Origin of the sequence: Nevskia sp. (genome assembly GCF_021732705.1) — a bacterium.
Lineage (GTDB): Bacteria > Pseudomonadota > Gammaproteobacteria > Nevskiales > Nevskiaceae > Nevskia.
Window position 1 is genome coordinate 299931 of record NZ_JAKFUM010000010.1, and the last position, 23504, is coordinate 323434.

At 66.9% G+C, this 23504-nt stretch carries 22 protein-coding genes; 1 reads left to right on the forward strand and 21 read right to left on the reverse strand.

The window, feature by feature from the left end:
- Positions 1–4: 4 nt before the first annotated feature.
- From QZ951_RS12730 to QZ951_RS12830, 21 genes are all read right to left on the reverse strand, one after another.
- A complete protein-coding gene (locus QZ951_RS12730; protein ID WP_293001057.1) occupies positions 5–730 on the reverse strand; it encodes a carbonic anhydrase in 726 nt (241 codons plus the stop codon).
- A gap of 177 nt (positions 731–907) precedes the next feature.
- Positions 908–1324, reverse strand: coding sequence for a hypothetical protein (locus QZ951_RS12735; protein WP_293001058.1), 417 nt, complete (start codon positions 1322–1324; stop codon positions 908–910).
- Positions 1325–1588: 264 nt separating this feature from the next.
- The gene (locus QZ951_RS12740; RefSeq protein WP_293001059.1) at positions 1589–2008 is read right to left on the reverse strand and encodes a F0F1 ATP synthase subunit epsilon; all 420 of its coding nucleotides are present in this window, start codon (positions 2006–2008) and stop codon (positions 1589–1591) included.
- A 44-nt stretch (positions 2009–2052) separates the two neighbouring features.
- Positions 2053–3450: a F0F1 ATP synthase subunit beta gene (gene atpD / locus QZ951_RS12745; RefSeq protein WP_293001060.1), complete on the reverse strand. Its 1398-nt coding sequence runs from the start codon at positions 3448–3450 to the stop codon at positions 2053–2055.
- Between the two features lie 60 nt (positions 3451–3510).
- Complete coding sequence (gene atpG, locus QZ951_RS12750) at positions 3511–4374, reverse strand: F0F1 ATP synthase subunit gamma (protein WP_293001061.1); 864 nt, start codon at positions 4372–4374, stop codon at positions 3511–3513.
- 36 nt (positions 4375–4410) lie between these two features.
- Positions 4411–5964, reverse strand: coding sequence for a F0F1 ATP synthase subunit alpha (gene atpA, locus QZ951_RS12755; protein WP_293001062.1), 1554 nt, complete (start codon positions 5962–5964; stop codon positions 4411–4413).
- Positions 5965–6048: 84 nt separating this feature from the next.
- Positions 6049–6585 (reverse strand): F0F1 ATP synthase subunit delta, encoded by a 537-nt coding sequence (locus QZ951_RS12760; protein WP_293001063.1) that lies wholly within the window; start codon positions 6583–6585, stop codon positions 6049–6051.
- Entirely contained in the window at positions 6585–7058 is a 474-nt protein-coding gene (locus QZ951_RS12765) for a F0F1 ATP synthase subunit B (RefSeq protein ID WP_293001064.1), read from the reverse strand. The genes QZ951_RS12760 and QZ951_RS12765 overlap by 1 nt, the downstream gene beginning before the upstream one ends.
- A 52-nt stretch (positions 7059–7110) precedes the next feature.
- Entirely contained in the window at positions 7111–7386 is a 276-nt protein-coding gene (gene atpE, locus QZ951_RS12770; RefSeq protein WP_293001065.1) for a F0F1 ATP synthase subunit C, read from the reverse strand.
- 94 nt (positions 7387–7480) lie between these two features.
- Positions 7481–8290: a F0F1 ATP synthase subunit A gene (gene atpB, locus QZ951_RS12775; RefSeq protein ID WP_293001066.1), complete on the reverse strand. Its 810-nt coding sequence runs from the start codon at positions 8288–8290 to the stop codon at positions 7481–7483.
- Positions 8290–8637, reverse strand: a complete 348-nt coding sequence (locus tag QZ951_RS12780) for an ATP synthase subunit I (protein WP_293001067.1) — start codon at positions 8635–8637, stop codon at positions 8290–8292. Before QZ951_RS12780 ends, atpB begins: the two co-directional genes overlap by 1 nt.
- A gap of 424 nt (positions 8638–9061) precedes the next feature.
- On the reverse strand, positions 9062–9847 hold the full coding sequence (locus QZ951_RS12785) for an SDR family oxidoreductase (protein ID WP_293001068.1): 786 nt from the start codon (positions 9845–9847) through the stop codon (positions 9062–9064).
- 151 nt (positions 9848–9998) lie between these two features.
- Positions 9999–10859 carry a ParB/RepB/Spo0J family partition protein gene (locus tag QZ951_RS12790; protein ID WP_293001069.1) on the reverse strand — a complete coding sequence of 287 codons (861 nt, stop codon included), beginning with the start codon at positions 10857–10859 and terminating at the stop codon, positions 9999–10001.
- Positions 10860–10905: 46 nt separating this feature from the next.
- The gene (locus QZ951_RS12795) at positions 10906–11694 is read right to left on the reverse strand and encodes a ParA family protein (protein WP_293001070.1); all 789 of its coding nucleotides are present in this window, start codon (positions 11692–11694) and stop codon (positions 10906–10908) included.
- Positions 11695–11821: 127 nt separating this feature from the next.
- The gene (rsmG, locus tag QZ951_RS12800; protein WP_293001071.1) at positions 11822–12487 is read right to left on the reverse strand and encodes a 16S rRNA (guanine(527)-N(7))-methyltransferase RsmG; all 666 of its coding nucleotides are present in this window, start codon (positions 12485–12487) and stop codon (positions 11822–11824) included.
- Between the two features lie 161 nt (positions 12488–12648).
- The gene (locus QZ951_RS12805; protein WP_293001072.1) at positions 12649–13122 is read right to left on the reverse strand and encodes a CoA-binding protein; all 474 of its coding nucleotides are present in this window, start codon (positions 13120–13122) and stop codon (positions 12649–12651) included.
- 63 nt (positions 13123–13185) lie between these two features.
- The gene (locus QZ951_RS12810) at positions 13186–13953 is read right to left on the reverse strand and encodes a response regulator (RefSeq protein WP_293001073.1); all 768 of its coding nucleotides are present in this window, start codon (positions 13951–13953) and stop codon (positions 13186–13188) included.
- A gap of 123 nt (positions 13954–14076) precedes the next feature.
- The gene (locus tag QZ951_RS12815; protein WP_293001074.1) at positions 14077–18564 is read right to left on the reverse strand and encodes a response regulator; all 4488 of its coding nucleotides are present in this window, start codon (positions 18562–18564) and stop codon (positions 14077–14079) included.
- Between the two features lie 82 nt (positions 18565–18646).
- Positions 18647–19492, reverse strand: coding sequence for an ADYC domain-containing protein (locus tag QZ951_RS12820; protein WP_293001075.1), 846 nt, complete (start codon positions 19490–19492; stop codon positions 18647–18649).
- Positions 19493–19520: 28 nt separating this feature from the next.
- Positions 19521–19895, reverse strand: a complete 375-nt coding sequence (locus tag QZ951_RS12825) for a hypothetical protein (protein WP_293001076.1) — start codon at positions 19893–19895, stop codon at positions 19521–19523.
- A 143-nt stretch (positions 19896–20038) separates the two neighbouring features.
- The gene (locus QZ951_RS12830) at positions 20039–21985 is read right to left on the reverse strand and encodes a CocE/NonD family hydrolase (RefSeq protein WP_293001077.1); all 1947 of its coding nucleotides are present in this window, start codon (positions 21983–21985) and stop codon (positions 20039–20041) included.
- A gap of 156 nt (positions 21986–22141) precedes the next feature.
- Here QZ951_RS12830 and QZ951_RS12835 point away from each other — a divergent pair, with 156 nt between their 5' ends.
- Entirely contained in the window at positions 22142–23497 is a 1356-nt protein-coding gene (locus tag QZ951_RS12835) for a CSLREA domain-containing protein (protein WP_293001078.1), read from the forward strand.
- The last annotated feature ends 7 nt before the right edge of the window (positions 23498–23504 follow it).

The window sequence follows — 23504 nt, forward strand, 5'->3', positions numbered from 1 at the left end:
GCGCTCATCGAGCGTCACCCTTGCGGATCGGCGCCTGCAGCGCGCTTGCGCGCGGCGCCGTCGCGCGTCCATTGCCGGCAACGACGGTTTCATCGGCCGCTTCGGTGCCTTCCTCGACCTCGATGGTGCGGAAGCAGCGGTTTTCGGCGTCGTAGACGTGGATGTCGGCCGATTCGATGTCGAACACCCAGCCGTGGATCCGCAGGCGGTTCGAGGCCAGACGAGCGGCGACCGACGGATGGGTGCGCAGATGGTCGAGCTGCGCGATGACGTTCTCTTCGGTCAGCGCGAGCAGCTTCGAACGCTCGTCGCCTTCGTCGTAGTTCTCTTCGAACACGTGACGCGCGATCTGCGCGTGCTGCAACCAGGACGTCACCGCCGGCATCCCTTCGGTGCTGCCCGGCTTCAGCGTGGCCTTCATCGCACCACAGTCGGAATGGCCGCAGACGACGATGTCCTTCACGCCGAGCACGACAACCGCGTATTCGATCGCGGCCGAGACGCCACCGACGAATTGCGCGTACGGCGGCACGATGTTGCCGACGTTGCGCACCACGAAGATCTCGCCCGGATCGGACGAGGTGAAGTACTCCGGAACCACGCGGGAATCCGCGCAGGTGATGATCAGGGTGTGCGGCGCCTGGCCGCTGGCCAGCTTCTTGAACAGGCGTTCCTTGGTCGGATACGTGACCTTACGGAACTGGGCGAAACCTTCGATGAGCTTTTCCACGGATTGACCTCGGATGTCGTGCGTGCGCGTCGGCTGCGACAGGGAGTCGGCCGGTGACGGCACAGCGGTGAATTCGAAAAACCTTGATGACCGCGCCCCGCGAACCGAGGGTTCGGGTGCTGCGCGGGTCGTCGCCTCGTTGACCGGCAGCCGGCGTTAGGCCGGCTGAGCGTCAGGTCAGGAAGCGAACAAACGCCCGACTAAGCCGACCAGCTGATCGGGTGGGCGGAAGGTTTCCGACGACATGCGAAGGATCGCCGCGAGGTCCCGGTTACGGGGCATTCGGGCGACGACTGCTTGAAAGATGTGGGTGAATTCGCGGAGGAAGAAGACCTTGGCGTCATGCGTCTCGTCCAGCGCCACCGACTCGCATTCCGATTCTTCCGGGCAGTCCGCCGGCTGCGCGTCCGCCAAGGCGAGCTCGGTGTCCGCCTGCTCGGCCGCTGCCTTCAGGATGGCGACGGCGCGGCCGTCCTCCACTGCGGAGACCGCCTGTGCCACCCAGGTCACCGTGCACATCGCGAGCACGACGACCGCCGCGACACGCATCAGGCGTGACGTCGCGAAGTATCGAATGTGATCGAAGATGGACATGGAAAACTGGATGGCTCTCAACCGTACCGACTACAGACCTTGCGAACCGCAAAAAGTGCGCCGCCGCGTGACTGTACTTGATGCCAATTCAGGAAATGTGAATTTCAAGTCAAACAAAATCATGAACTTGCATCCGCCTTTCGTGCTTTAGGGTAGCCCGAGGTGTTTTCAAGAGGACGACGGTATCGTGCCCGTTCGATGGCAACAGCCCCAACGCAAACGCCGACCCTGAGGTCGGCGTTCGATCACACGGCAGCTGTCGAATCAGTGCGTCGTCTTCTTGATCTTGGTCAGGAATTCGGCGAGTGCCGCGGCCTGCAGCAGCTCGACCTGAGCTTTCGCCAGATCGACGTCGCTCTTGGCGTTGGCCAGCTTTTCCTCGGCACGGCGCTTGGCTTCCGACGCGAGCGCTTCATCGCAATCCTTGGCGCGGATCGCAGTGTCGGCCAGCACGGTCACCAGGTGCGGCTGCACTTCGAGAATGCCGCCGCCGACGAAGAACGCCTGCTCGCTGCCGTCCGCTTGCTTGACGCGAACCGCGCCCGGCTTCAGGCGCGTGAGCAGCGGCGCGTGGCGCGGGGCGATGCCCACTTCGCCCATTTCCGCCGGGGCGAACACCATCGACGCCTGACCGTGGTGAATCTGGCCTTCGGCGGAAACGATGTCGATTTCAATGGTTGCCATGGCTTGCTCGGGTACGGGTCGGTCTGATCAGGGAAAGCCGCCGATCAGAGCTTCTTCGACTTCTCGACCGCTTCGTCGATGGTGCCGACCATGTAGAACGCCTGCTCCGGCAGCGCGTCGTGCTTGCCGTCGACGATTTCGCGGAAGCCGCGGATCGTTTCCTTGAGCGACACGTACTTGCCCGGCGAGCCGGTGAACACTTCGGCGACATGGAACGGCTGCGACAGGAAGCGCTGGATCTTGCGCGCGCGGCTCACGGCCTGCTTGTCGGTTTCCGACAGTTCGTCCATGCCGAGAATCGCGATGATGTCCTTCAGTTCCTTGTAGCGCTGCAGCACGCCCTGCACATCGCGGGCGGTGTTGTAGTGCTCCGAGCCGATGACGTTCGGATCGAGCTGGCGGCTCGTCGAATCGAGCGGATCGACGGCCGGGTAGATGCCGAGCGAGGCGATGTCACGCGACAGCACGACGGTGGCGTCCAGATGCGCGAAGGTCGTGGCCGGCGACGGGTCGGTCAAGTCGTCCGCCGGCACGTAGACGGCCTGGATCGAGGTGATCGAGCCGGTCTTGGTCGACGTGATGCGCTCCTGCAGCGCGCCCATTTCTTCGGCAAGCGTCGGCTGGTAACCCACGGCCGACGGCATACGGCCGAGCAGTGCCGACACTTCGGTACCGGCCAGCGTGTAGCGGTAGATGTTGTCGACGAAGAACAGCACGTCGCGGCCTTCGTCGCGGAAGTACTCGGCCATCGTCAGACCCGACAGCGCGACGCGCAGACGGTTGCCCGGCGGCTCGTTCATCTGGCCGTACACCATCGCGACCTTCGATTCCGGCAGGTTGTCGCGAACGATGACCTTCGAATCCGACATTTCGTGATAGAAGTCGTTGCCTTCACGGGTACGCTCGCCGACGCCGGCGAACACCGAAAGACCCGAGTGCTCCTTAGCGATGTTGTTGATCAGCTCGAGCATGTTGACGGTCTTGCCGACACCCGCACCGCCGAACAGACCGACCTTGCCGCCCTTCGCGAACGGGCACAGCAGATCGATGACCTTGATGCCGGTCTCGAGCAGTTCGGTCGAGCCGGACTGGTCTTCGTAGCTCGGCGCATCGCGGTGGATCGCCCAGTGGTGTTCGGATTCGACCGGACCGACTTCGTCGATCGGCTCGCCGAGCACGTTCATGATGCGGCCGAGCGTGGCCTTGCCGACCGGCACCGAAATCGGGGCGCCGGTGTTGGTGGCGATGAGCCCGCGCTTCAGACCGTCGGACGAGCCGAGCGCGATGCAGCGCACGATGCCGTCGCCGAGCTGCTGCTGCACTTCGAGCGTCAGCTCGGTGCCCACGACCTTCAAGGCGTCGTAGACCTTCGGGATCGCGTCGCGCGGGAATTCGACGTCGATGACCGCGCCGATGATCTGTACGATCTTGCCGTTGCTCATTGCTGTTTCTCTATCCAGAATTCTTGGGTTACTGCTTCGTTTGCCGCTGATGGGGCTTGCTTAAACCGCTGCCGCGCCGCCGACGATTTCCGCCAGTTCCTTGGTGATGCTGGCCTGGCGGGCCTTGTTGTAGGCGAGCTGCAAGCCGTTGATGATCTTGCCGGCGTTGTCGGTCGCAGCCTTCATCGCGACCATGCGGGCGCTCTGTTCGCTGGCGACGTTCTCGACCACGGCCTGATAGACCTGCGATTCGACATAGCGCTGCAGCACGGTGTCGAGCAGTTCCAGCGCGCTCGGCTCGTACAGGTAATCCCAGTTGTCGGCGAGCTTGCCGACACCGCCGTCGACTTCGACCGGCAGCACCTGACGGACACCCGGACGCTGCGTCATCGTGTTGACGAACTGCGTCGACGCCAGATACAGGCGATCGATGCGGCCTTCGCGGTAGGCGTCGGTCAGCACCTTGATCGAGCCGAGCAGCTGCTCGAGATGCGGCTTGTCGCCCAGATTCGAGTTCTGCGCGACGACCTTGCCGCCGACGCGACGGAAGAACGACAGACCCTTGTTGCCGATGACGGCGTACTCGGCATCGATGCCCTTCTCGCGCCACTCGCGGATCGAACGGGTCAGCGCACGGAACAGGTTCGTGTTCAGACCGCCGCAGAGGCCGCGATCGGTCGAGATCACCAGCACGCCAACCCGCTTGATCGGCCGATCGGCCATGAACGGATGGGTGACTTCGGTGTTCGCCTGCGACAGGTGCGCGATGGTGCGACGGATCTTCTCGGCGTACGGACGCGCTTCGGTCATGCGGACCTGGGCGCGGCGCATCTTCGAGATCGCCACCTTCTCCATCGCGCGCGTGATCTTCTGCGTGTTCTTCACGCTCTTGATCTTGCTGCGGATTTCTTTGGCGCCTGCCACTGTAGTTCTCGGTCGTGCCTGAAGTTGAGGGCGTGCTTAGATCGCGGACTGCTTCTTGAACGCGGTGATCGCGGCCTTCAGCTCCCCTTCGATCGCATCGTTCCAGTCGCCCTTGACATTGATCTTGTCGAGGAGCGGCTTGAAGCCGCTGGCGAGGAACTGCTGCATCGCGGCTTCGAACGCGCCGATCTTGTCGACGGCGACGTCATCGAGGAAACCCTTTTCCGCGGCGTAGATCGACGACGCCATTTCGGCGACCGACATCGGCGCGTACTGCTTCTGCTTCATCAGCTCGGTGACGCGCTGACCGCGCTCGAGCTGCTTGCGGGTGGCTTCGTCGAGGTCCGACGCGAACTGGGCGAACGCCGCGAGTTCACGGTACTGGGCAAGTGCCAGCTTGATGCCGCCCGACAGCTTCTTGATGACCTTGGTCTGGGCCGCACCACCGACGCGCGACACCGAGATACCCGCGTTCATGGCCGGACGGATGCCGGCGTTGAACAGGTCGGTTTCGAGGAAGATCTGGCCGTCGGTGATCGAGATCACGTTGGTCGGCACGAACGCCGACACGTCACCGGCCTGGGTCTCGATGATCGGCAGCGCGGTCAGCGAGCCGGTCTTGCCCTTCACTTCGCCATTAGTGAACTTCTCGACGTATTCGGCGTTGACGCGGGCCGCACGCTCGAGCAGACGGGAATGGAGATAGAACACGTCGCCCGGATAGGCTTCGCGGCCCGGCGGGCGCTTCAGCAGCAGCGACACCTGACGGTAGGCGACGGCCTGCTTCGACAGATCGTCATAAACGATCAGCGCGTCTTCGCCGCGATCGCGGAAGTATTCGCCCATCGTGCAGCCCGAATACGGGGCGACGAACTGCAGGGCAGCCGCGTCGGAGGCCGATGCGGCCACGACGATGGTATGCGCCAGCGCATTGTTCTCTTCGAGCTTGCGGACGACATTGGCGATCGACGACGCCTTCTGGCCGATGGCCACGTAGACGCACTTAATGCCGGTCGACTTCTGGTTGATGATCGCGTCGATCGCCATCGCGGTCTTGCCGGTCTGACGGTCGCCGATGATCAGCTCGCGCTGGCCGCGGCCGATCGGGATCATCGCGTCGACCGCCTTGTAGCCGGTCTGCACCGGCTCGTCGACGGACTGACGGGCAATGACGCCCGGCGCGATCTTTTCGATCGGGCTGGTGCCGTCATTGGCGATCGGACCCTTGCCGTCGATCGGGCGACCCAGCGCGTCGACGACGCGGCCGAGCAGCGCGCGGCCGACCGGCACTTCGAGGATGCGGCCGGTGGTCTTGACCGTGTCGCCTTCCGTGAGGTGCTTGTAGTCCCCGAGCACGACGGCGCCGACCGAGTCGCGTTCCAGGTTCAACGCGAGGCCGAAGGTCGGCTCGCCGCCGACGCCCGGGAACTCGAGCATTTCGCCCTGCAGCGCGTCAGACAGACCGTGGATGCGGACAATGCCGTCAGCCAGCGACACGATCGTGCCGGTATTCCGGGCCTCGGTCGCGGCCGCGAAATTCTGGATGCGGCTCTTGATCAGATCGCTGATTTCGGAAGGATTCAGTTGCATGTCATGTGCTCGGTTCTAGCTCGCCGTTTTGGGCCACGGCAGGCCGGGAAATTGGTTCGACCCTTCTCTAAGGCTTGCGCAGGGTCAGGCAATCAACTGCTGACGCAGACGATCGAGTTCGCCGACCGCCGAGCCGTCGATCACCAGATCGCCGGCGCGAATCACGGCACCGCCGAGCAGGCTTTCATCGACCTTGGTGGTGACGTTCAGCTTGCGCGACAGCCGCTTGGCGACCGCGTCGGTCAGCTGCGCGATGCGCGCCGGCTCGACCACCGATGCCGTGGTGATCTCGACATCGATCGTGGCCTCGGCTTCGGCCCGCAGCGCCTCGTATTCGGCTGCGATCGACGGCGCCAGCTTCAGCCGGCCGTTGTCGATCAGCAGATGCAGCAGGTTCGAGCCGTCGGCGCCGATCGTCGGGCCAATGGCGTCGATCAGGGCCTGCGACAGCTGACCCTTGCTGACGGCCGGGTGGCCGATCGCCGCAGCCACCGACGGATCCTTGATCGCCTCGGACAGACCGCCGAGGATCGCCGACCAGTCGGCGAACCGGCCGGCGTCGCGCGCGAGCTCGAACACCGCTTTCGCGTAAGGCCGCGCCAGTGTGCTGAGCTCGGCCATCAGACTTTCGCCGCCAGCTCGGAAATCAGCTCGGCGTGGGCACCGGCGTTGATTTCGCGCTTCAGGATCTTCGAGGCACCGGCAATCGCCAGCTCGCCGACCTGCTGCCGCAGGGCGTCCTTCGCCTGCGTCAGTTCGCGAACGACTTCGGCGTGCCCGGCTTCGACGATCCGCTTCTTCTCGGACTCGGCTTCGGCGCGGGCCTGCTCGACCAGCTGCGTCGCCTGCTTGTTCGCGGCGGCGACGATTTCCTGCGCCGTGATGCGTGCGGCCTTCAGGGCTTCATCGCTGCGCGACGAGGCTTCGGTCAACGCCTTCTGACCCTTCTCCGCCGCAGCCAGACCATCGGCGATGCGCTTCTGACGCTCGTCGAGGGCCTTCGTGATCGGCGGCCATACGAACTTCATCGTGAACCAGACGAAGATCGCGAACACGATCATCTGGCCGACGATGGATGGAATACTGGCCTGCATCGCTTAGGCTCCGAAAAAAAGGATCAACCGGCTTGTCTTGGGAACGACGCGCTTACTGCGCGGCGGTCTGGACGACAGCGAGCAGCGGGTTCGCGAACATCATCAGCAGACCCATGGCGACGCCGATGATCGCGACGGCGTCGAGCAGACCGGCAATGATGAACATCTTCGTCTGCAGCATGTTCGCCAGTTCCGGCTGACGGGCAGCGCCTTCCAGGAACTTGCCGCCGAGCAGGCCGAAGCCGATGGCGGTACCGAGGGCGGCCAGACCGAAGATCAGACCGATGGTCAGAGCGGTGTTGGCTTGGATTTGAGCGATCAGCTCCATGGGTGTCTCCGTTGGGGTTCTGCGTTGAAAAGCGTTGATGGTTTTACTGCGGACTTCAGCAGCAGCGACTCTGACTTACAGCGGGGGCGACTGCTCAATGATGCTCGGCGTCGTGATTCTCGTTGGCCATGCTCAGGTACACGATGGTCAGCGTCATGAAGATGAACGCCTGCAGGGTCACGACGAGAATGTGGAAGATCATCCAGCCCATGCCGGGGATGACCTGCGCCCACCAGGGCAGCAGCGCGATCAGAATGAAGATCAGTTCGCCTGCGTAGAGGTTGCCGAACAGTCGAAGCGCCAGCGACAGCGGCTTGGCGAGGTATTCGACGGTGTTCAGGATGATGTTGAACGGCAGCAGCTTGGCACCGAACGGATGGGTCAGGAACTCCTTGGCGAAGCCGACCACGCCCTTCGACTTGAAGCTGTACCAGAAGATGAAGAAGAAGACGGACAGCGACAGCGCGAAGGTCGCGCTCATGTCGGCCGACGGCACCACGCGCAGGGCATGCAGCCCGAGCACATGCTCGCCGAACAGCGGCAGCAGGTCGACCGGCACCAAATCCATGCAATTCCACAGGAACACCCAGCAGAAGATGGTCAGCGCGAACGGCGCGAGGAACGAACGATCGCCCTTGAAGCTGTCCTTCACCGAGTTGTCGACGAACTCGATGATGATTTCGACGAAGTTCTGCAGCTTGCCCGGCACGCCGGACGTGGCGCGAACCGCGGCGAGGCGGAACAGCGTCAGGAAAACCAGACCGAGCACGGTCGAGAAGAACAACGTGTCGATGTGCCAGTTCGACATCGTCACGAAGCCAGCGTCGTGATTCGACGTCAGGTGCATCAAGTGATGCGAGACGTATTCAGCGGGAGTCTTGGCTGCGCCACTTTCTGCCGACATCACGAATTCCAGATCAGTGCAAACCAGTAAACCGAGAGGGCCACGACGAACGTTGTGATCAACGGTGCGAAGTTGCCGCCAAAAACCTGTACCGCCACTGCAAACAAGACGAAGGCGAGCGCGAACTTGCGCATCTGCGCGCGGTAAAAATTCGCGATCACCAGGTTGGGATCGTCAGAATGTTTTCCGAACGTTTTGAGCCCTGCGTAAAACGTCAGCGTTGCCGCGATCAACCCCCCGCAGAAGGCTGGCAGGGCCGACGGGATTCCCGCGATGCCGAACCAGACCGCCGCTCCCAGTACGCCAACCAGAAGCTGCTGCAGCGCGAGGCGTTTAGCTGTATTCATGCGCCCTTTTCGGCCTTCGCGATGGCTCGGCCTGCGTTGAAGCGCGCGGAGTATACGCAGCAACGCCGCTGATCTTCAAGCATTTCGATCCGAAATCCCTGCAAACTCCGCGTATTGCGCATTTCATAGGCTGTCCCATGCCTATGACATCTGTCCCGTCTCACGACAGCTTTCGAGCCCTCGACCCGCGTCGCGAAAGCGCCGTGTCAGACCCTGCAGGGCGCTGCGATCGTCGCGCGATCAATGCCTTCCGGCGGACGGCCCGACAGCGCTGTCAGGCGTCAGTCGGAGTCCGGCATCCCCGGCCGAAAACCCGGACTGTCACGTTCGCGGGTCAGACCGATCGATGGCCACGCATCGGGAATCGGCATCCGACCGCCGATGCCCGCGATCGAACGCCGTGGTCAGCGATCGCGGGCGGCGCTCAGCGCCGCATCAGGCGGCCGACGACGCGGGTCAGGATCGACCGCGGGATCACCGAACTCGCGGCCGCCCCGATCTTGGTCATGCCGCCGGGCACGACCAGGCGCTGCCGGGCGTCGAGACCGTCGAGCGCGGCGTCGACCACGAACTGCGCGGTCACCATCGAACCCTTCGGCACCTTCTTGCGCAGGTTGTGGACGCCGGTCGCCTCGAAGAACGCGGTGTCGACCGGGCCCGGGCAGACCGCCATCACGTGCACGCCGCGGTCGCGAACCTCCGCCCACAGCGCGTCACTGAAGGAATAGACGAAGGCCTTGGTCGCCGCGTAGACCGCGAAGTACGGCATCGGCTGGAACGCCGCCGACGAGGCGACGTTGATGATCGCGCCGTGCTTGGCGTCGAGCATCGGCGGCAGGAAGGCGTGCGACAGATCGACGACGGCCGATGCGTTCAGGCGGATTTCCTCCGCTTCCCGCGCCGGATCCTGCTTTTCGAACGCGCCGGTGGTGCCGAAGCCGGCGTTGTTGATCAGCAGATCGACCGACAGTTCCAGCGCATCGACCGCCTTGCGCAGCTTCGCGCCGCATTCCGGCTTCGACAGGTCGGCGGCGATCACCTGGATGTTGCGGCCGGTTTCCGAGGTCAGGCGGCTCGCCAGTTCCCGCAGCTTGCCTTCCGAACGGGCGACGAGGATCAGATCGCTGCCGGCATGGGCCAGCGTTTCGGCGAACGCGGCACCAATGCCGCTGGAAGCGCCGGTGATCAGCGCCGTCTTGTAGGAAGTCATCGGGGAAGCCTCGCGTCGGGGTCGCAGAAATGCTGCGGTGCCGCAGTGTACGCAGCGAGGACGACACGGGGGATTACCGGCGATCCCGGCGGGTGCCGTGCGGCGCTTGCAGGTCACCGCACCACGGGTGGCCCGCCAGCCGGGCAGCGGTTCAGCGCAGCAGCTTCAGCACCTGCTGCAGCTGGGCATGGTTCTCGAACGAGATCACCAGCTTGCCGCGGCCGCGCGGGTTCTGCGTCAGCGACACCGGCACGCCGATGCGCTCGCTGATCTCGCTGGCGATCGGCGACACCGGCCCCTTCTGGTGGGCCGGTGTCGGCGCCGGTGGCGGCGGACGCGACCCGGCGGCGACCAGCGCTTCGGTCTGGCGCACGGTCAGACCGCGTTCCACCACCTGCGTCGCCAGTTCCGCCTGCCGGCTCGGCGTTGCGCCGAGCAGCACCTTGGCGTGGCCGAGCGACAGCAGGCCGTTGCGGACCAGCGCCTGCACGCCGGGATCGAGGTCGATCAGGCGCAGCAGGTTCGACACCGCCGCCCGCGACTTGCCGACCGCTTCCGCCGCGGTCTCATGGGTCAGGCCGCATTCGTCGATCAGCCGGCGCAGCGCTTCGGCTTCTTCCAGCGGATTCAGATCGGCACGCTGGATGTTCTCGACCAGCGCCACGGCCATCGCCGTGCGGTCTTCCATCTTGCGGACGACGGCGGGTATGACGGCGAGGCCGGCGAGTTTCGACGCGCGCCAGCGGCGCTCGCCGGCCACGATCTCGTGCTTCCCGTTCGGCAGTTCGCGAACGATGATCGGCTGCACCACGCCCTGCGCCTTGATCGACTCGGCCAGCGCGTCGAGCGCGGCGGAATCGAACTGGCGACGCGGCTGATGCTGGCCGGCGACGAGGCTGTCGAGCGGCAGTTCGCGCAGCTCGTCGCCCGCGGTTTCCACGCCCTGCGCGGCGGAGCTGCTGCCCATCAGGGCATCGAGGCCGCGGCCGAGGCCGCGCTTCTTGACGATCATCGCTGTTCGGTTCCCGTTCCGGACTTCTTGTTGGAGGGCGCGTGCATCACGCGCCGAGCCGCAACTGGCCGCCATCGTGGCGGCGCAGCACTTCGCCGGCCAGCGCGAGATAGGCTTTCGCGCCGGCCGACGTCGGATCGTAGGCCATCACCGGCAGGCCGTGGCTCGGCGCCTCGGCCAGCCGCACGTTGCGCGGCACGATCGTGCGATAGACCTTGTCGCCGAAATGCTCGACCAGCTGGCCGGAAACATCGTTCGACAGGTTGTTGCGCGGATCGAACATCGTCCGCAGCAGGCCTTCGATCTCCAGCCGCGGATTGATCACGCGCTTGATCTTCTTGATCGTGTCGACCAGCGCCGTCAGGCCTTCGAGCGCGTAATACTCGCACTGCATCGGGATCAGCACGCCATCGGACGCGACGAAGGCGTTGACGGTGAGCTTGGACAGGGCCGGCGGGCAGTCGATCAGGATGTAGTCGTACTCCGCCGCCACCACTTCCAGCGCCAGCTTCAGCGCGAAGTCACCGGCGGCGACCTCGCGCAGCTTGATCTCGGCCTCGGTCATGTCGGCGTTCGCCGGCAGCACCGAGAAGCCCAAGCCTTCCGGCGACACGATCGCCGCCGCCGGCGCCACCTGCTCCAGCAGCACGTCGCGAGCGCTGTGCACGAGCTGGTACTTGTTGACGCCGCAGCCCATCGTGGCATTGCCCTGGGCATCGAGATCGACCAGAAGCACCCGGCGCTTGGTCGCTGCCAGCGAGGCCGCGAGGTTGATCGTCGTGGTGGTCTTGCCGACGCCGCCTTTCTGGTTGGCGATGGCGATGATGCGGGTCATGGGCGTGGAGTCTGGCGAGCTGCGATGGCGCGAGTTTACGGAAGTGCCTCGAATGGCACTTCCGTGCGCCATTCCAGCGGGCGGCAGCCCCGGGGAGGCTTTTGGCGAATCATGCGACGACAAAAGCTTACGCGGCGCGCGCGCCGGGCGCGTAGCCGATGACCAGCAGCTGGCGCATCTCGTCGAGCCCCGGCACCAGCAGCCGATGGGTCGACTGCACCAACCAGCGCGCCGGCAACCCGGCCCGCTCGGCATCGTCGACGTGCGCCTTCATCGCCAGCCAGCGCGTGTCGGCATCGCCCAGATGCTCGGTCACGGTGGTGAAATCGTGCAGGCTGGCGAACGCGCGGCTGATGATCAGCGGATACGGCGCGGCCGGCGCGTGATCCTCGGCGCGGCCTTCGAAGACCTCGGCATTCTTCAGCGCCAGCGCCCGGATCGCGTGTCGCATGAAACGCGCCTTCTTGCCGGCGGAGTCGAGCGTGGTCACCTGCAGGTCCGGCCGGACGATCGCGAGGATCAGGCCCGGAATGCCGGCGCCGCTGCCGACATCCAGCATCCGCGTGCCCGGCGGCACCGATGGCAGCGCCTGCAGCACCGACAGCGAATCGAAGACATGGCGAGTGACCATCTCGTCGACGAACTTGATGCCGCTGAGGTTGTAGGTCGCGTTCCACTTCTCGAGCTCGCCGAGATAGCGCATCAGCGGCTCGGTCAGGTCGAGATCGAGGCCGAAGCGTTCGAGACCGGCGCGCAGGCGCTTCTCGCTGTGCGGATGGGCGTGGTCGCTCATGCGAGGCGAAATCCTGCGGTGGGGCGGCAAAAAGCGGCTGAAATCATGGCGAACCGAGCGAATCGAGCCGCGAAGTATAGGCCGGGCCGTCGGCGGCGCTGGCAGCAGCGGCGACAAACCCCGGCATACGCCGGGCCGGGACGACGCCGATCCTGCCGGACTCAGCCGGGCGCACTCGTCGACACCGCGGCCGGCGGCGTGCCGCGCAGCCGATGCTCGACCATCAGGCAGCGGTCCTGCACGACGGCGATGCCGGCCTGCGCCAGCGTGCTGGCGATGCCGTCGTGGCGGATGCCGGACTGCAGCCAGACCGCGCGCGGCTTCGCGGCGAGCAGGTCGTCGAGATGCGCCGGCAGCGCCGACGGCAGCCGGAACACGCAGACGATGTCGATCGGCCCCGGGACGTCGGCCACCCGCCGGAACACCGGGCGGCCGAGGATTTCGGTCGCGTCCGGGTAGTAGACCGGCACCGGGACGACGTCGAAGCCGGCGCTCGCCAGATAGTCCGCCACGAAGTACGCCGGCTGATCGGACTGCGCGGCGGTCTTGATGCCGAGCACGGCGATGCGGCGCGTGCCGGCCAGCAGCGTCGACAGCGCCGCCGGTGTTTCCAACAGGTTCTGCTGCCAGGCCATGCGGGGCTCGCGCGGGGAATGCCAGTCGCGAGTGTAGGTCTGGTGGGCGCCCGGCGGCGTCCGTCACCGCCCGTAGTTCGGCCCGTCCGACGGCAGGTATTCGTAACCGCCGCCATGGCCGCGCACGGTGCGGATCACGGTGGGATCGCCGGGCACCGGTTCGATCTTCCGGCGCAGGCGGGTGATGCGCAGGTCGATCGCGCGATCGAACACTTCGCCGGGATCGGTCCCGGACAGTTCCAGCAGCTTGTCGCGCGACAGGATCACGTTCGGGTGGTCGGCGAACGCGCACAGCAGCCCGAATTCGGCGCCGGTCACCGGCAGCAGTTCGCCGGACGGATCGACCAGCCGCCGACGCGAGCGATCCAGCCGCCATCGCCCGAACCAGGCCTCGCTGCCTTTCCCCGTCGGTTCCGCCATGGTCATTGGGACCGGGCGCAGTGCCGGCACCGCGCTGTGATCGACCGGCGGGCGGCGGCGCAGCACGCTGCGCACGCGCGCCAGCAGTTCCCGCAGGTCGGCAGGCTTGGCGACGTAATCGTCGGCGCCAAGCTCCAGGCCGACCACGCGATCGGCCGAGGCGTCATTGCTGGTCAGCATGATCACCGGCACATCGGAGCTTGCGCGCAGCCAGCGCAGCACGCTCAGGCCATCCTCGCCCGGCATCACCAGATCGAGGATGACGCAGTCCGGCACGGTCGAAGTCCACAGTGTTCGCAGCGCCGCCCCGCCCTCGCAGGCCTGCACCTGCAGGCCGTGGCCGGCCAGATAGTCGACCACGACCTCGCGCAGCAGCGGGTCATCGTCAACGACAGCGATCCTTGCGCTCATGGTCGCTCCGGCACGGCGTCGGAACCGGCAGTTTCGGTAAACGGGCGGGCCGCAACCCGTGTCATGAACAAAACGTTCATGTTCGAGACTACCGGCACACGCCGACGATGCCAATGACGGCGTTCATGGCCGCTCCACCTGCGGCCGGATGAACGCGCGCGCGGCCACGTCGGCACCGGCCAGTGGCGCGAGATCCGCAAGCCGTCCCGCTGCCAGCGCCTGCTCGACGGACGCCGCCTGCGCCGACAGGTTCAGCGCGCCAAGCGTCGCCGCCACGCCTTTCAGGGTGTGCGCCGTTCGCCGGGCGACATCGACTTCGCCGGCATCGAGCGCCTGCGCGATCTCCTGCGCCGCCGGCGCACTGTCGAGGTAGCGGCGCGCCAGCTTCAGCCACAGCGCCCGCAGGCCGCCGAGGCGCTCGATCGCCGCCGGCACGTCGAACGCCGCGACCGGCGCTTCGGGCACCGCTTCCGGCGGGCTGAACGCGCTGCGGCCGGCGGCCGGACGGGTCCAGCGCTCCAGCGCTTCGTGCAGCAGGCGCACATCGACCGGCTTGCCGATGTGGTCGTTCATCCCGGCCGCCAGACAGCGACCGCGATCTTCGGCCATGGCGTTGGCGGTCATCGCGATGATCGGGATCGCGGCCAGATCGCCGCCGTGCGCGCGCAGCAGGCGCGTGGCCTCGAAGCCGTCCATCACCGGCATCTGCAGGTCCATCAGGATCGCGTCGAACGGTTCCGACAGCGCGCGATCGACCGCGATCCGGCCGTTGTTGGCGATGGTGACCTCGATGCCGGCCGCTTCGAGCAGTTCGCGCGCGACCTGCTGGTTGATGTCGTTGTCTTCCGCCACCAGCACGCGCAGCCCGGCGAGCCGCGGATTGCGCAGTTCCTCGCCGCCCGCATCGTGCGCGCGCTGCAGGCGGCTGCTGCCGAAGGCCTGCAGGATGGTGTCGAACAGCACCGAGGCATTGACCGGCTTGACCAGGAAGCCGTCGAGCCCGGCATCCCGCGCTTCGCGCTCGATCTCCTCGCGCCCGAACGCGGTGACCATGATGATCAGCGGCGGCTGCGGCGGCCCGAGCGCGCGGATGCCGCGCGCGGCCTCGATGCCGTTCATTCGCGGCATCTGCCAGTCCATCAGCACCAGATCGAACGGCTCGACGCGTGCCGATTGCACGCGGGCGATGGCATCGGCCCCGTCGCTGGCCACGGTCACGCGGAATCCGAACGCTTCGAGATGTCCGCGCAGGATGTCGGCAGCGGTGGCGTTGTCGTCGGTCACCAGCACCCGCAGGTTGCGCAGGCGATCCGGCACGCTGCGCGATTCCATGCGCGACAGCGCGCCGAGCCGCACATCGAAGCTGAAGCGACTGCCGCGGCCGGGTTCGCTGTCGACCCGGATCTCGCCATCCATCATCTCGACCAGCCGCCGACAGATCGCGAGGCCCAGACCGGTGCCGCCGAAGCGGCGGGTGGTCGACGAATCGGCCTGCGAGAAAGCCTGGAACAGCCGCTGCTGCTCGACCTCGCTCATGCCGATGCCGGTATCGATCACGGTGAACTGCAGCCGGGCGAAATCCGGCCCCCGCTTCTTGACGCCGACGCGCACGACGATCTGCCCGGCATCGGTGAACTTGATCGCGTTGCCGGTCAGGTTCATCAGGATCTGGCCGAGGCGCAGCGGATCACCGACCAGCGCGTACGGCACGTCCGGGGCAACGTCGAACAGCAGTTCCAGTCCCTTTTCCGCGGCACGCACGCTGAGCATGCCGGACAGGTTGTCGAGCACGGCGTGCAGGTCGAACGCGGTCGCTTCGAGCGTCAGCTTGCCGGCCTCGATCTTCGAGACATCGAGGACGTCGTTGAGAATCTGCAGCAGCGACTGCGCCGAGCCATGGATCTTGTGCAGGTAGTCGCGCGCCTGCGCCAGATCGCGGGTGCGCGCACCCAGCTGCGACAGGCCCATGATCGCGTTCATCGGCGTGCGGATCTCGTGGCTCATGTTGGCGAGGAATTCGCTCTTGGCGCGACTGGCCGACTGCGCCGCGTTCGAGGCCTCGGTCAGCGCGGCTTCGGCACGCAGGCGTTCGCGCTGGTCGGTCATCGTCGCGAAGATCATCGGCTCGCCGCCGAGGTCGATCCGGGTCAGCGCGATCTCGCACGGCCGCGGTTCGCCATCGCGGGTCTGGTGCCACCAGTCGAAGCGGTTGTAGCCGTCGCGGAACGCGGCCCGGATCATCGCCTCGGCCTTCGGCATCGATGGCTGGCCGTCCGGCTGCACCGGCGGCGAGAAGCTCGGGAACTCGCGCGCGAACTCCTGCTCGTCGTCGATCTTCAGCAGCTCGCGCAGGCTGGGATTGGCGTTGGTGAAGTTCAGCTGCGTGTCGATCAGCACGAAGCCGACGCGAACGTTGTCGAAGATCGCGCGCAGCCAGCGCTCAGCGGTTTCGAGCCGCGCCTCGGCTTCCTTGCGATCGGTGATCTCGACCGTGAAGCCGGTCCAGATGATGCTGCCGTCCGCTTCCCGACGCGGCACGGCCGAGGTCCGTGTCCACGCGATGCGATTGCCGCGCACCGGCTGGCGAATCTCGATGGTGTACGGCTCCAAGGTTTCCGCCGAGCGTTGGCGCGTGGCGTAGACGCGCTCGCGGTCGGCCTCGAAGTACGCGCTTTGTTCGCGCTCGCGCGGATGTTCGCCGTGCGCGATGTCGGCCTCGTCGTACAGCTCGCGCACGCCGCGACTGAGGAACGGATACGTCACCACGCCGTCCGGCGCCAGCCGCCGCTGGAAGATCGCGCCGGGAATGTTGTCGGTGACCTCGCGCACGAAGCGTTCGGCCGCCAGCGCCTGATCGCGCGCCGCGGTCAGCGCCAGCTCCAGTTCCTTGGCGTGGGTCACGTCCTGCCAGACGCCGGTGAACACGGTACTGCCGTCCTTCTGCCGACGCGGCGTGCCGATGGTGCGCAACCAGCGCAGCTCGCCGGTCTTCAGGTGACGGATGCGGAAATCGCAGCGCATGACTTGGCCGCTCTCGATCGCCGCGACCGGCGCCGCCAGAAACGCCGGCAGGTCCTCCGGCACGATCGCACGGGCCATCTGGGCGTTGATCGCGTCGGAGGTGTCGGACGGCTCGATGCCGGCCAGTTCGCGGATGCCATCGCTGACGAACGTGGTTTCGAACTGGCCGTCGCCGTGCGCGCGGAAGCGATAGACCATGCCCGGCACGGCCTTGACGATCTCGCTCAGGCGGCGCTCGGTCGCTTCGAGCTTCTGCCGGGTCTCGACTTCGGCGCTGACATCGAGCGTGAAGCCGCTCCACGCGACCGAGCCATCGGCCTGCGGCACCGGCTTGGCGAAGGTGCGCAGCCAGGCCTCGCGCCCGCCGGCCACCTTCGAGCGGTACGTCACTTCGATGTCGCGGTTTTCCTTGGCGCCCAGAATGAAGCCGCCGATCAGCCGGGCGCGATCGGCGCCGGTGACGAGACTGATCAGCGCCATCGGATTGCCCAGCACCTGTTCGCGCGTGGCACCGAACAGCTTTTCGCCCTGATCGGAAATCATCGTGTAGCAGCCGACTTCGTTCGGCGCCATGCGGTACTGGTAGACCACGCCAGGCAGCGAATCGGTGATCTCGCGCAGGCGCGCCTGGGCCGCCTCGCCTTCCTTCAACGCGGTGACGTCGACCGCGATGCCGTCCCAGACCAGCGTGCCGCCGTCCTCGATCCGCGGCGCGGCGATGGTCCGGATCCAGCGCCGGCTGCCATCGCTGTGGCGGATGCGGGAGATGTTCTCGCGGCCGGTCATTTCCTCGGCCGAGCCGACCAGATCGCGGATCACGCCGGCCCGGTCCTCGTCGTCGACGATCGCCAGAAAGCGGGTGAAATCCTCGGTCAGTGCCTGTCGACTGATGCCGAGCAGTTCCTCGGTGGCCTTGGATACATAGTTGACGCCGATGCTGCCGTCGGCGCGGCGCGCCAGCTGGAAGACGATGCCGGGCACGGTGTCGGTGATCGCGCGCAGTTGGCGCTCGGCGCGTTCCGCGCCTTCCCGCAGTTCGCGCTCGGCCGTCAGCAGGCGCTCGCGCTTCTCGATTTCCTCGGTGACATCGTTCCACCAGCCGTTCCAGACATAGCCCTCGGCGGTCTGGCGCGGTGTGGCCGAGGTTCGCATCCAGCGCGGCTGGTCGGTGCCGGCGCGAACGACGCGGACATCGACCGAGAACGGTTTCAGATCGACGGCGGCGCGTTGGTAGGCTTCGAACAGGATCGCGGAGTCGGCTGCGATCACGAGGCTCGCCGGCAGCATCGGATCCTCCAGGATCGCCTCCGGCGTCACCCCGAGCACCTCGCGACAGCGGGCACTGACGTAACGGTAGCGAATCCGGTTGTGGCGATCGCTGACGATCTGGAACACCGCACCCGGCAGCGATTCCGCCAGATCGGCCATGTTGCGCTGGTGCTCGGCGGCATCGGCCGCTGCCGGCCGCAGCCGACCCAGATCCGCAGGTGCCCGAAGCGCGATGTCGGACGCGACGTCGACCGGCGGCGGGGCAGTCGCATCGGCCGGCGGCGCGGCCGGCGGGTCGGCCAGCGGATCTGACTGGGTCATGCGGGCGCTCCGGAACAGTTGGCAGGATCGTTCAGCAACGGCGGCACTGGCAATGGCCGGCAGCCAGCAGCCGCCGGTCGAGTCAATGGCCGGCGCGCGGCGGCGTGATCACCGGCACCCGCCGCGTGCGGTCGAACAGGCGCGCACCGAGGCGGCGGGCGGCCGCTTCGTCACAGACCGGTGTCGTCGCAAGCCTGGGGCACTGCCTGAAGATCGCGTCGCGCGTGGCCAGATCGGGCCAGCGCGTGCGGGCCATGCAGGCGGCGCCTCGCGGCGTCCAGCCCGCCTCGAAGGTGAACGCAGGATCGTCGCGACTGCCCGGCGTCTGGATCGCGAGATCGTCGTAGATGTCGATCGCCGTGCCGTCCTTGGTATGCGGCTGGTTGTCGCCGCAGTAGTCGGCGCGAACCATGTGCACGCAGGCCGCATGGAGCGGCGCCAGATCCTCGCCGCGCGGACCCGCTGCCCACGGCCGGTAGCCGAAGCGCGCGCACTTGCCGACGGCGCCGGACGCGCAGGTGATCGTGATCGGCCCTTCACGACCGGGATGGCCGATCGGCAGCGCCACCGGGAAGCCCCAGGTTTCGCCGTCGATGTTCGGCGTGCAGGCCGGAACCGGGCGGCCGGCCGGTCCGCGCACAGTGAACTCGTGGCGCAGCAGGTCCGGCTGTTGCGGGTCCGGCGTGACCGAAGCGATCGTCACTTCAGCCGGCGGCTGGCCGTTCACTGGCAGGAACAAGGTGGCGCCGATCAGCTCGGCGCCGCGCAGCACGCTTCCATCGCCGACTTCGAGGACGAAGGCCGAGCCTTCGATTGTCAGCCGCCCGGCACTGTCACTGTCATCGGCGCCTGCCAGGGCGACCGATGACAGCGCCAGCAGCGTGGTGCCGAGGCAGACGGCCGTTGCCATCCGATCAACGAAGCGCATCGCGTCGAATCCGCGCTGGCGTCGACGATCAGCGCAGGCGAATGATCTTGCCGCTGGCGAGCTTGATGGCCATCGGCGCGCTGTCCTGACCGTCGACGAATCCGTTGGCCTGCGGGCCCTGCAGCACGATGCCGGGCCCGTTCAGACGAATGCCGTTGGCGGCCGGCCCCTGCAGGATCAGACCGGGGCCGTTCAGGCGGACGCCGTTCGCCGCCACGCCCTGCAGCGTGATGCCGTTCAGGCGGAAACCGTTGACGGTGAATCCGTTCAGCTCGGTGCCGTTGAAGCCGCAGCGCCAGCGACCGCAGTCGCTCGAACCGGTGCCGGTGGCGTGGGCGGAAAATGCCGCCATCGAGGCCGCGACGACAGCGGTGGTGGTCAGCAGGGTCTTGATCGTGTTCATGGTGGCTCTCCAGTGCAGGGGTCGAAGCGGTTGCTTTCGATGAACCCAGACTAGAGCGCGCCGGTATCACGCCGATGTTGCCGCGCTGACACATGATGTCAGCGCGGTATCAGCCGCTGCCGCCGGTGGTCCCCGATCGCGCCTCAGCGGCGCAGGCTGGCCCCCGGGAACGTGCCGGGAATGATGATCGGCAATTCCACGCCGACGACATTCGCCGTGTACGGATTCGGGGCGGCGAGCAGCGCGCCGTCGAGCGCCGAGCCGATCGGCGGAATCGGCACGCCCAGCGCGATGTTCACGACATTGGTCAGGTTCGGGAAGCTCGTGGCGCTCAGGATCGCGGCGTACTGCACCTGCTGCTCGTAGAACAGCAGGCCGACCTCGTCGCCGTCCTGCAGCTGTTCGCCCACGGCCGGCAGCGCCACCACCGAATTGCCGTGCCCGCGATTGTTCGTGTGCAGGCCCTCGACGAACGGCGTGGCCTGATCGTCGACCAGGATCAGGCTGCCCGCGCGGCGAATGCCGACGCCGACATAGGCCACCGCCGTGCGCGGCAGGACGCTGGTGCCGCGGATCACTTCGATCGACGTCAGCCGCGGAATGCCGGCGAGCACGCGGCCAGTGCCGCTGATGGTGGTGACCGGCAGGAAGGTCGGCGCCGAGCTGAGCACCGCGCCGACATCGACCGTGCCGCTGGCCAGAGCCGCCGGCACGGCACCGGCGCCGCTCTGCGAGCCGACCGGCATCGTGTTCAGCACCAGCCCGGCCGGCGTGCCGCCCGGCTGGCCGTCGACGGTATCGGCCACGGTCAGGCAGACCCGCGGAATCGCGTCGAACGCCGCGCTGCGAATGCCCTTCAGATAGCGGTCGTACCAGCTCAGGATCGTGTTCAGCCCGATCACCGTGCCGCAGTTCGCGGTGCCTTCGACCTGATTGGCGAGCGGATTCATGTGGCCGCCTTCGGTCGACAGCAGACGCACGTCGGCGCCTGCCGCGGCAAAGTAGTTCGCGTTCCAGCTCGCTTCGGTCAGATTGAACAGCGTGTCGCGATTGCCCTGCAGGAACAGCGCCGGTACCGGCCGCAGACGCGCCCGCGCCTCGCCGAAGCCCCACGGCTGGTTCGCCGCCTGCTGCGTCTCGAAGTAGCGCGTGCTGTGGCTGTAGAAGAATGGATCGACTTCCGCTTCCGCCACCTGCCGGGGCCGCGCCGTCGGCTGGCCGAGCGCGGCGATCAGATCGGCGCGGGTGCGGATGGTCGATGCCAGCGGATTGCTGATGCTGACCTGATTGCACAGTGTCGCCACGACCGGCGTGTTCGCGACACCGCCGGTCGTCGCCAGCAGGCACAGCAGGCCATCGAAGCTCAGCTTCACGCCTTCGCCGGGCAGCAGGCTGTACAGCAGATTGTTCCAGGTGCCGTTCGGCACGATGGTGTCGATGCGCGGATCGAGCGCGGCCAGGGTCATCTGGAAGCCGCCGCCGTAGCTGTAGCCGAGCGTGCCGACGCGCAGGTCGTTGGCGATGCCGGTGCCGGATTCGCGCTGGAAGTTGTAGGTCGCGGCGTTGCTGTAGGCCCAGTCGAGGATCGCGCGCAGGTCCCGGATCTCCAGCGCCGGATCGAGGATGCGGGCGTTGGCGCCGGTCGATTCGCCATGGCCGCGCTCGTCGACGCTGATCACGGCGTAGCCATGGAACGGCAGCGCCCGGGCCAGCCCGTCGATCGACGGAAAATGCGGCTGCGTGGTCGGCAGATCGCCGTTCGCCGCAAGCGTGCGCAAACGCGAGCCGCCGTAGCCGTGGCTCTGCAGCACCACCGGGAAGGCGTCACCGGGGCAGCGCGCCGGCAGCAGCAAGGTGAAGAAGATCGTCGTCGGCGTCACCGGGTTGGCGGTCGCGTCCGAGTCCGTCGGCAGGTTGACCTGCAGCGTTTGATCGAGCGCCTGCGGCTGGGTTGGATTGGCGCAGGCGGCGGTCGGTGGCGGTGCCGGAGCGACGACTTCCGACGAATCGCTGCACGCGCCGAGGCCGAGTGCCGCCACCAGCAACGCGCACTGCGTCAGCCGCCTTCTCATCATCATCGTCGTCGACATCGCTGTACTCCCGGTTTTCGTGTGCGGCGAGTATAGGGCCACGATCACGGCCGGCTTGCGGCGCGGGAACGCGGGATGCTGCTGCGTCTGGACCGTCCGCGATTGCCGCGCCGGTGACGGCGCACGACTTCGCGCCTGGGCAACCGGAGACCGCCGATGACGACTCAGACACTGCTGCCGCGGCTGGCGCAGCTTTCGATGCTTGCTGCGGTCTTCGCGGCCGGCACGCTGCAGGCCAACCAGTACCGCGTCACCAAGACCGCCGACACTTTCGACGGTGCCTGCGATGCCGACTGCTCGCTGCGCGAAGCGGTGCAGGCGGCGAACCTGCGTCGCGGCTGCGATACCGTCACCGTGCCCGCCGGAACCTACGGGTTGACGCGACAGGTCGCGCTCGACTTTCCCGAAGATCAGGTCGATGAAGACGGCAACGAGACCGGCGATCTCGACATCGTCGACACGCTGAATCTGGTCGGCAGCGGCGCTGGCACGATCATCAGCGGCACGCTGCGCGACCGCGTTTTGCACGTGCTGCCGGGCGCGACGTTGAAGGCCTACCAGCTGACGATCACGCAGGGCGCGAGCATCACCTTCGGCGGCGGCCTTTACAACGCCGGCAACGCGGCCTTGCGGGCCGTCGCCATCGTCGGCAATCGCGCGGCGAGCGGCTTCAACCGGAACGGCGGCGGCGGCATCGCCAACGTCGGCACGCTGAGCCTCGAGAACTGCCCGATCAACTTCAACCGCGTGTCGAACGGTGAAAGTGGCCGCGGCGTCGGCGGAGGCCTGTACAACGAAGGCACGATGACGATGCGCCGCAGCAGCGTCTCGAACAACAGCGCCACGGATGACAACGACGATGGCGACGGTGCCGGGCTGATCAATCTCGGCGTTGCCGTGATCGCGCAGTCGCTGATCGCCGGCAACAGCATCGAAGCCCAGAGTCAGGGCAACCCGGCGATCAGCAACCACGGCGTGCTGACTCTGATCAACAGCACGGTCTCCGGCAATCTCGGCGGCGAAGCGAACCTCGGGGCGGTCGGCAACGCTGCCGGCGCCAGCCTCGTCCTGCGCTTCGTCACCATTGCCGACAACATCGGCGGCGGGCTGCGCAATCTCGGCGAGGCCACGCTGTCTGGCGCGCTGATCGCCGGCAATCCCGGCTATGTCTTCCCGGAAAGCGAGCGCGACTACGCGTCCGGGCGCAACTGCGTCACCGTCGGCAGCTACCGCGCGCGGAACACCGTGCTGGGACTCGACGGCAACTGCAGCGGCCAGATTCTCGTCGACAACGGCCGCGTTTTCAACGCCGTGCTGGAACCGCTGCGCCTCGGCGGCGGCGTGACCGCCAGCCACAAGCTGCTGCGGCGAAGCGCGGCGGTGGATGCCGTCGTGGCGGACACTCCGGGCGACTGCGAAGCGCTCGACCAGCGCGGCAGCCATCGCCCGCCGGACGACGATGGCCGGCGCGGGCCGGCTTGCGACATCGGCGCCTACGAACTGCGGCAGTAGGCGTGCG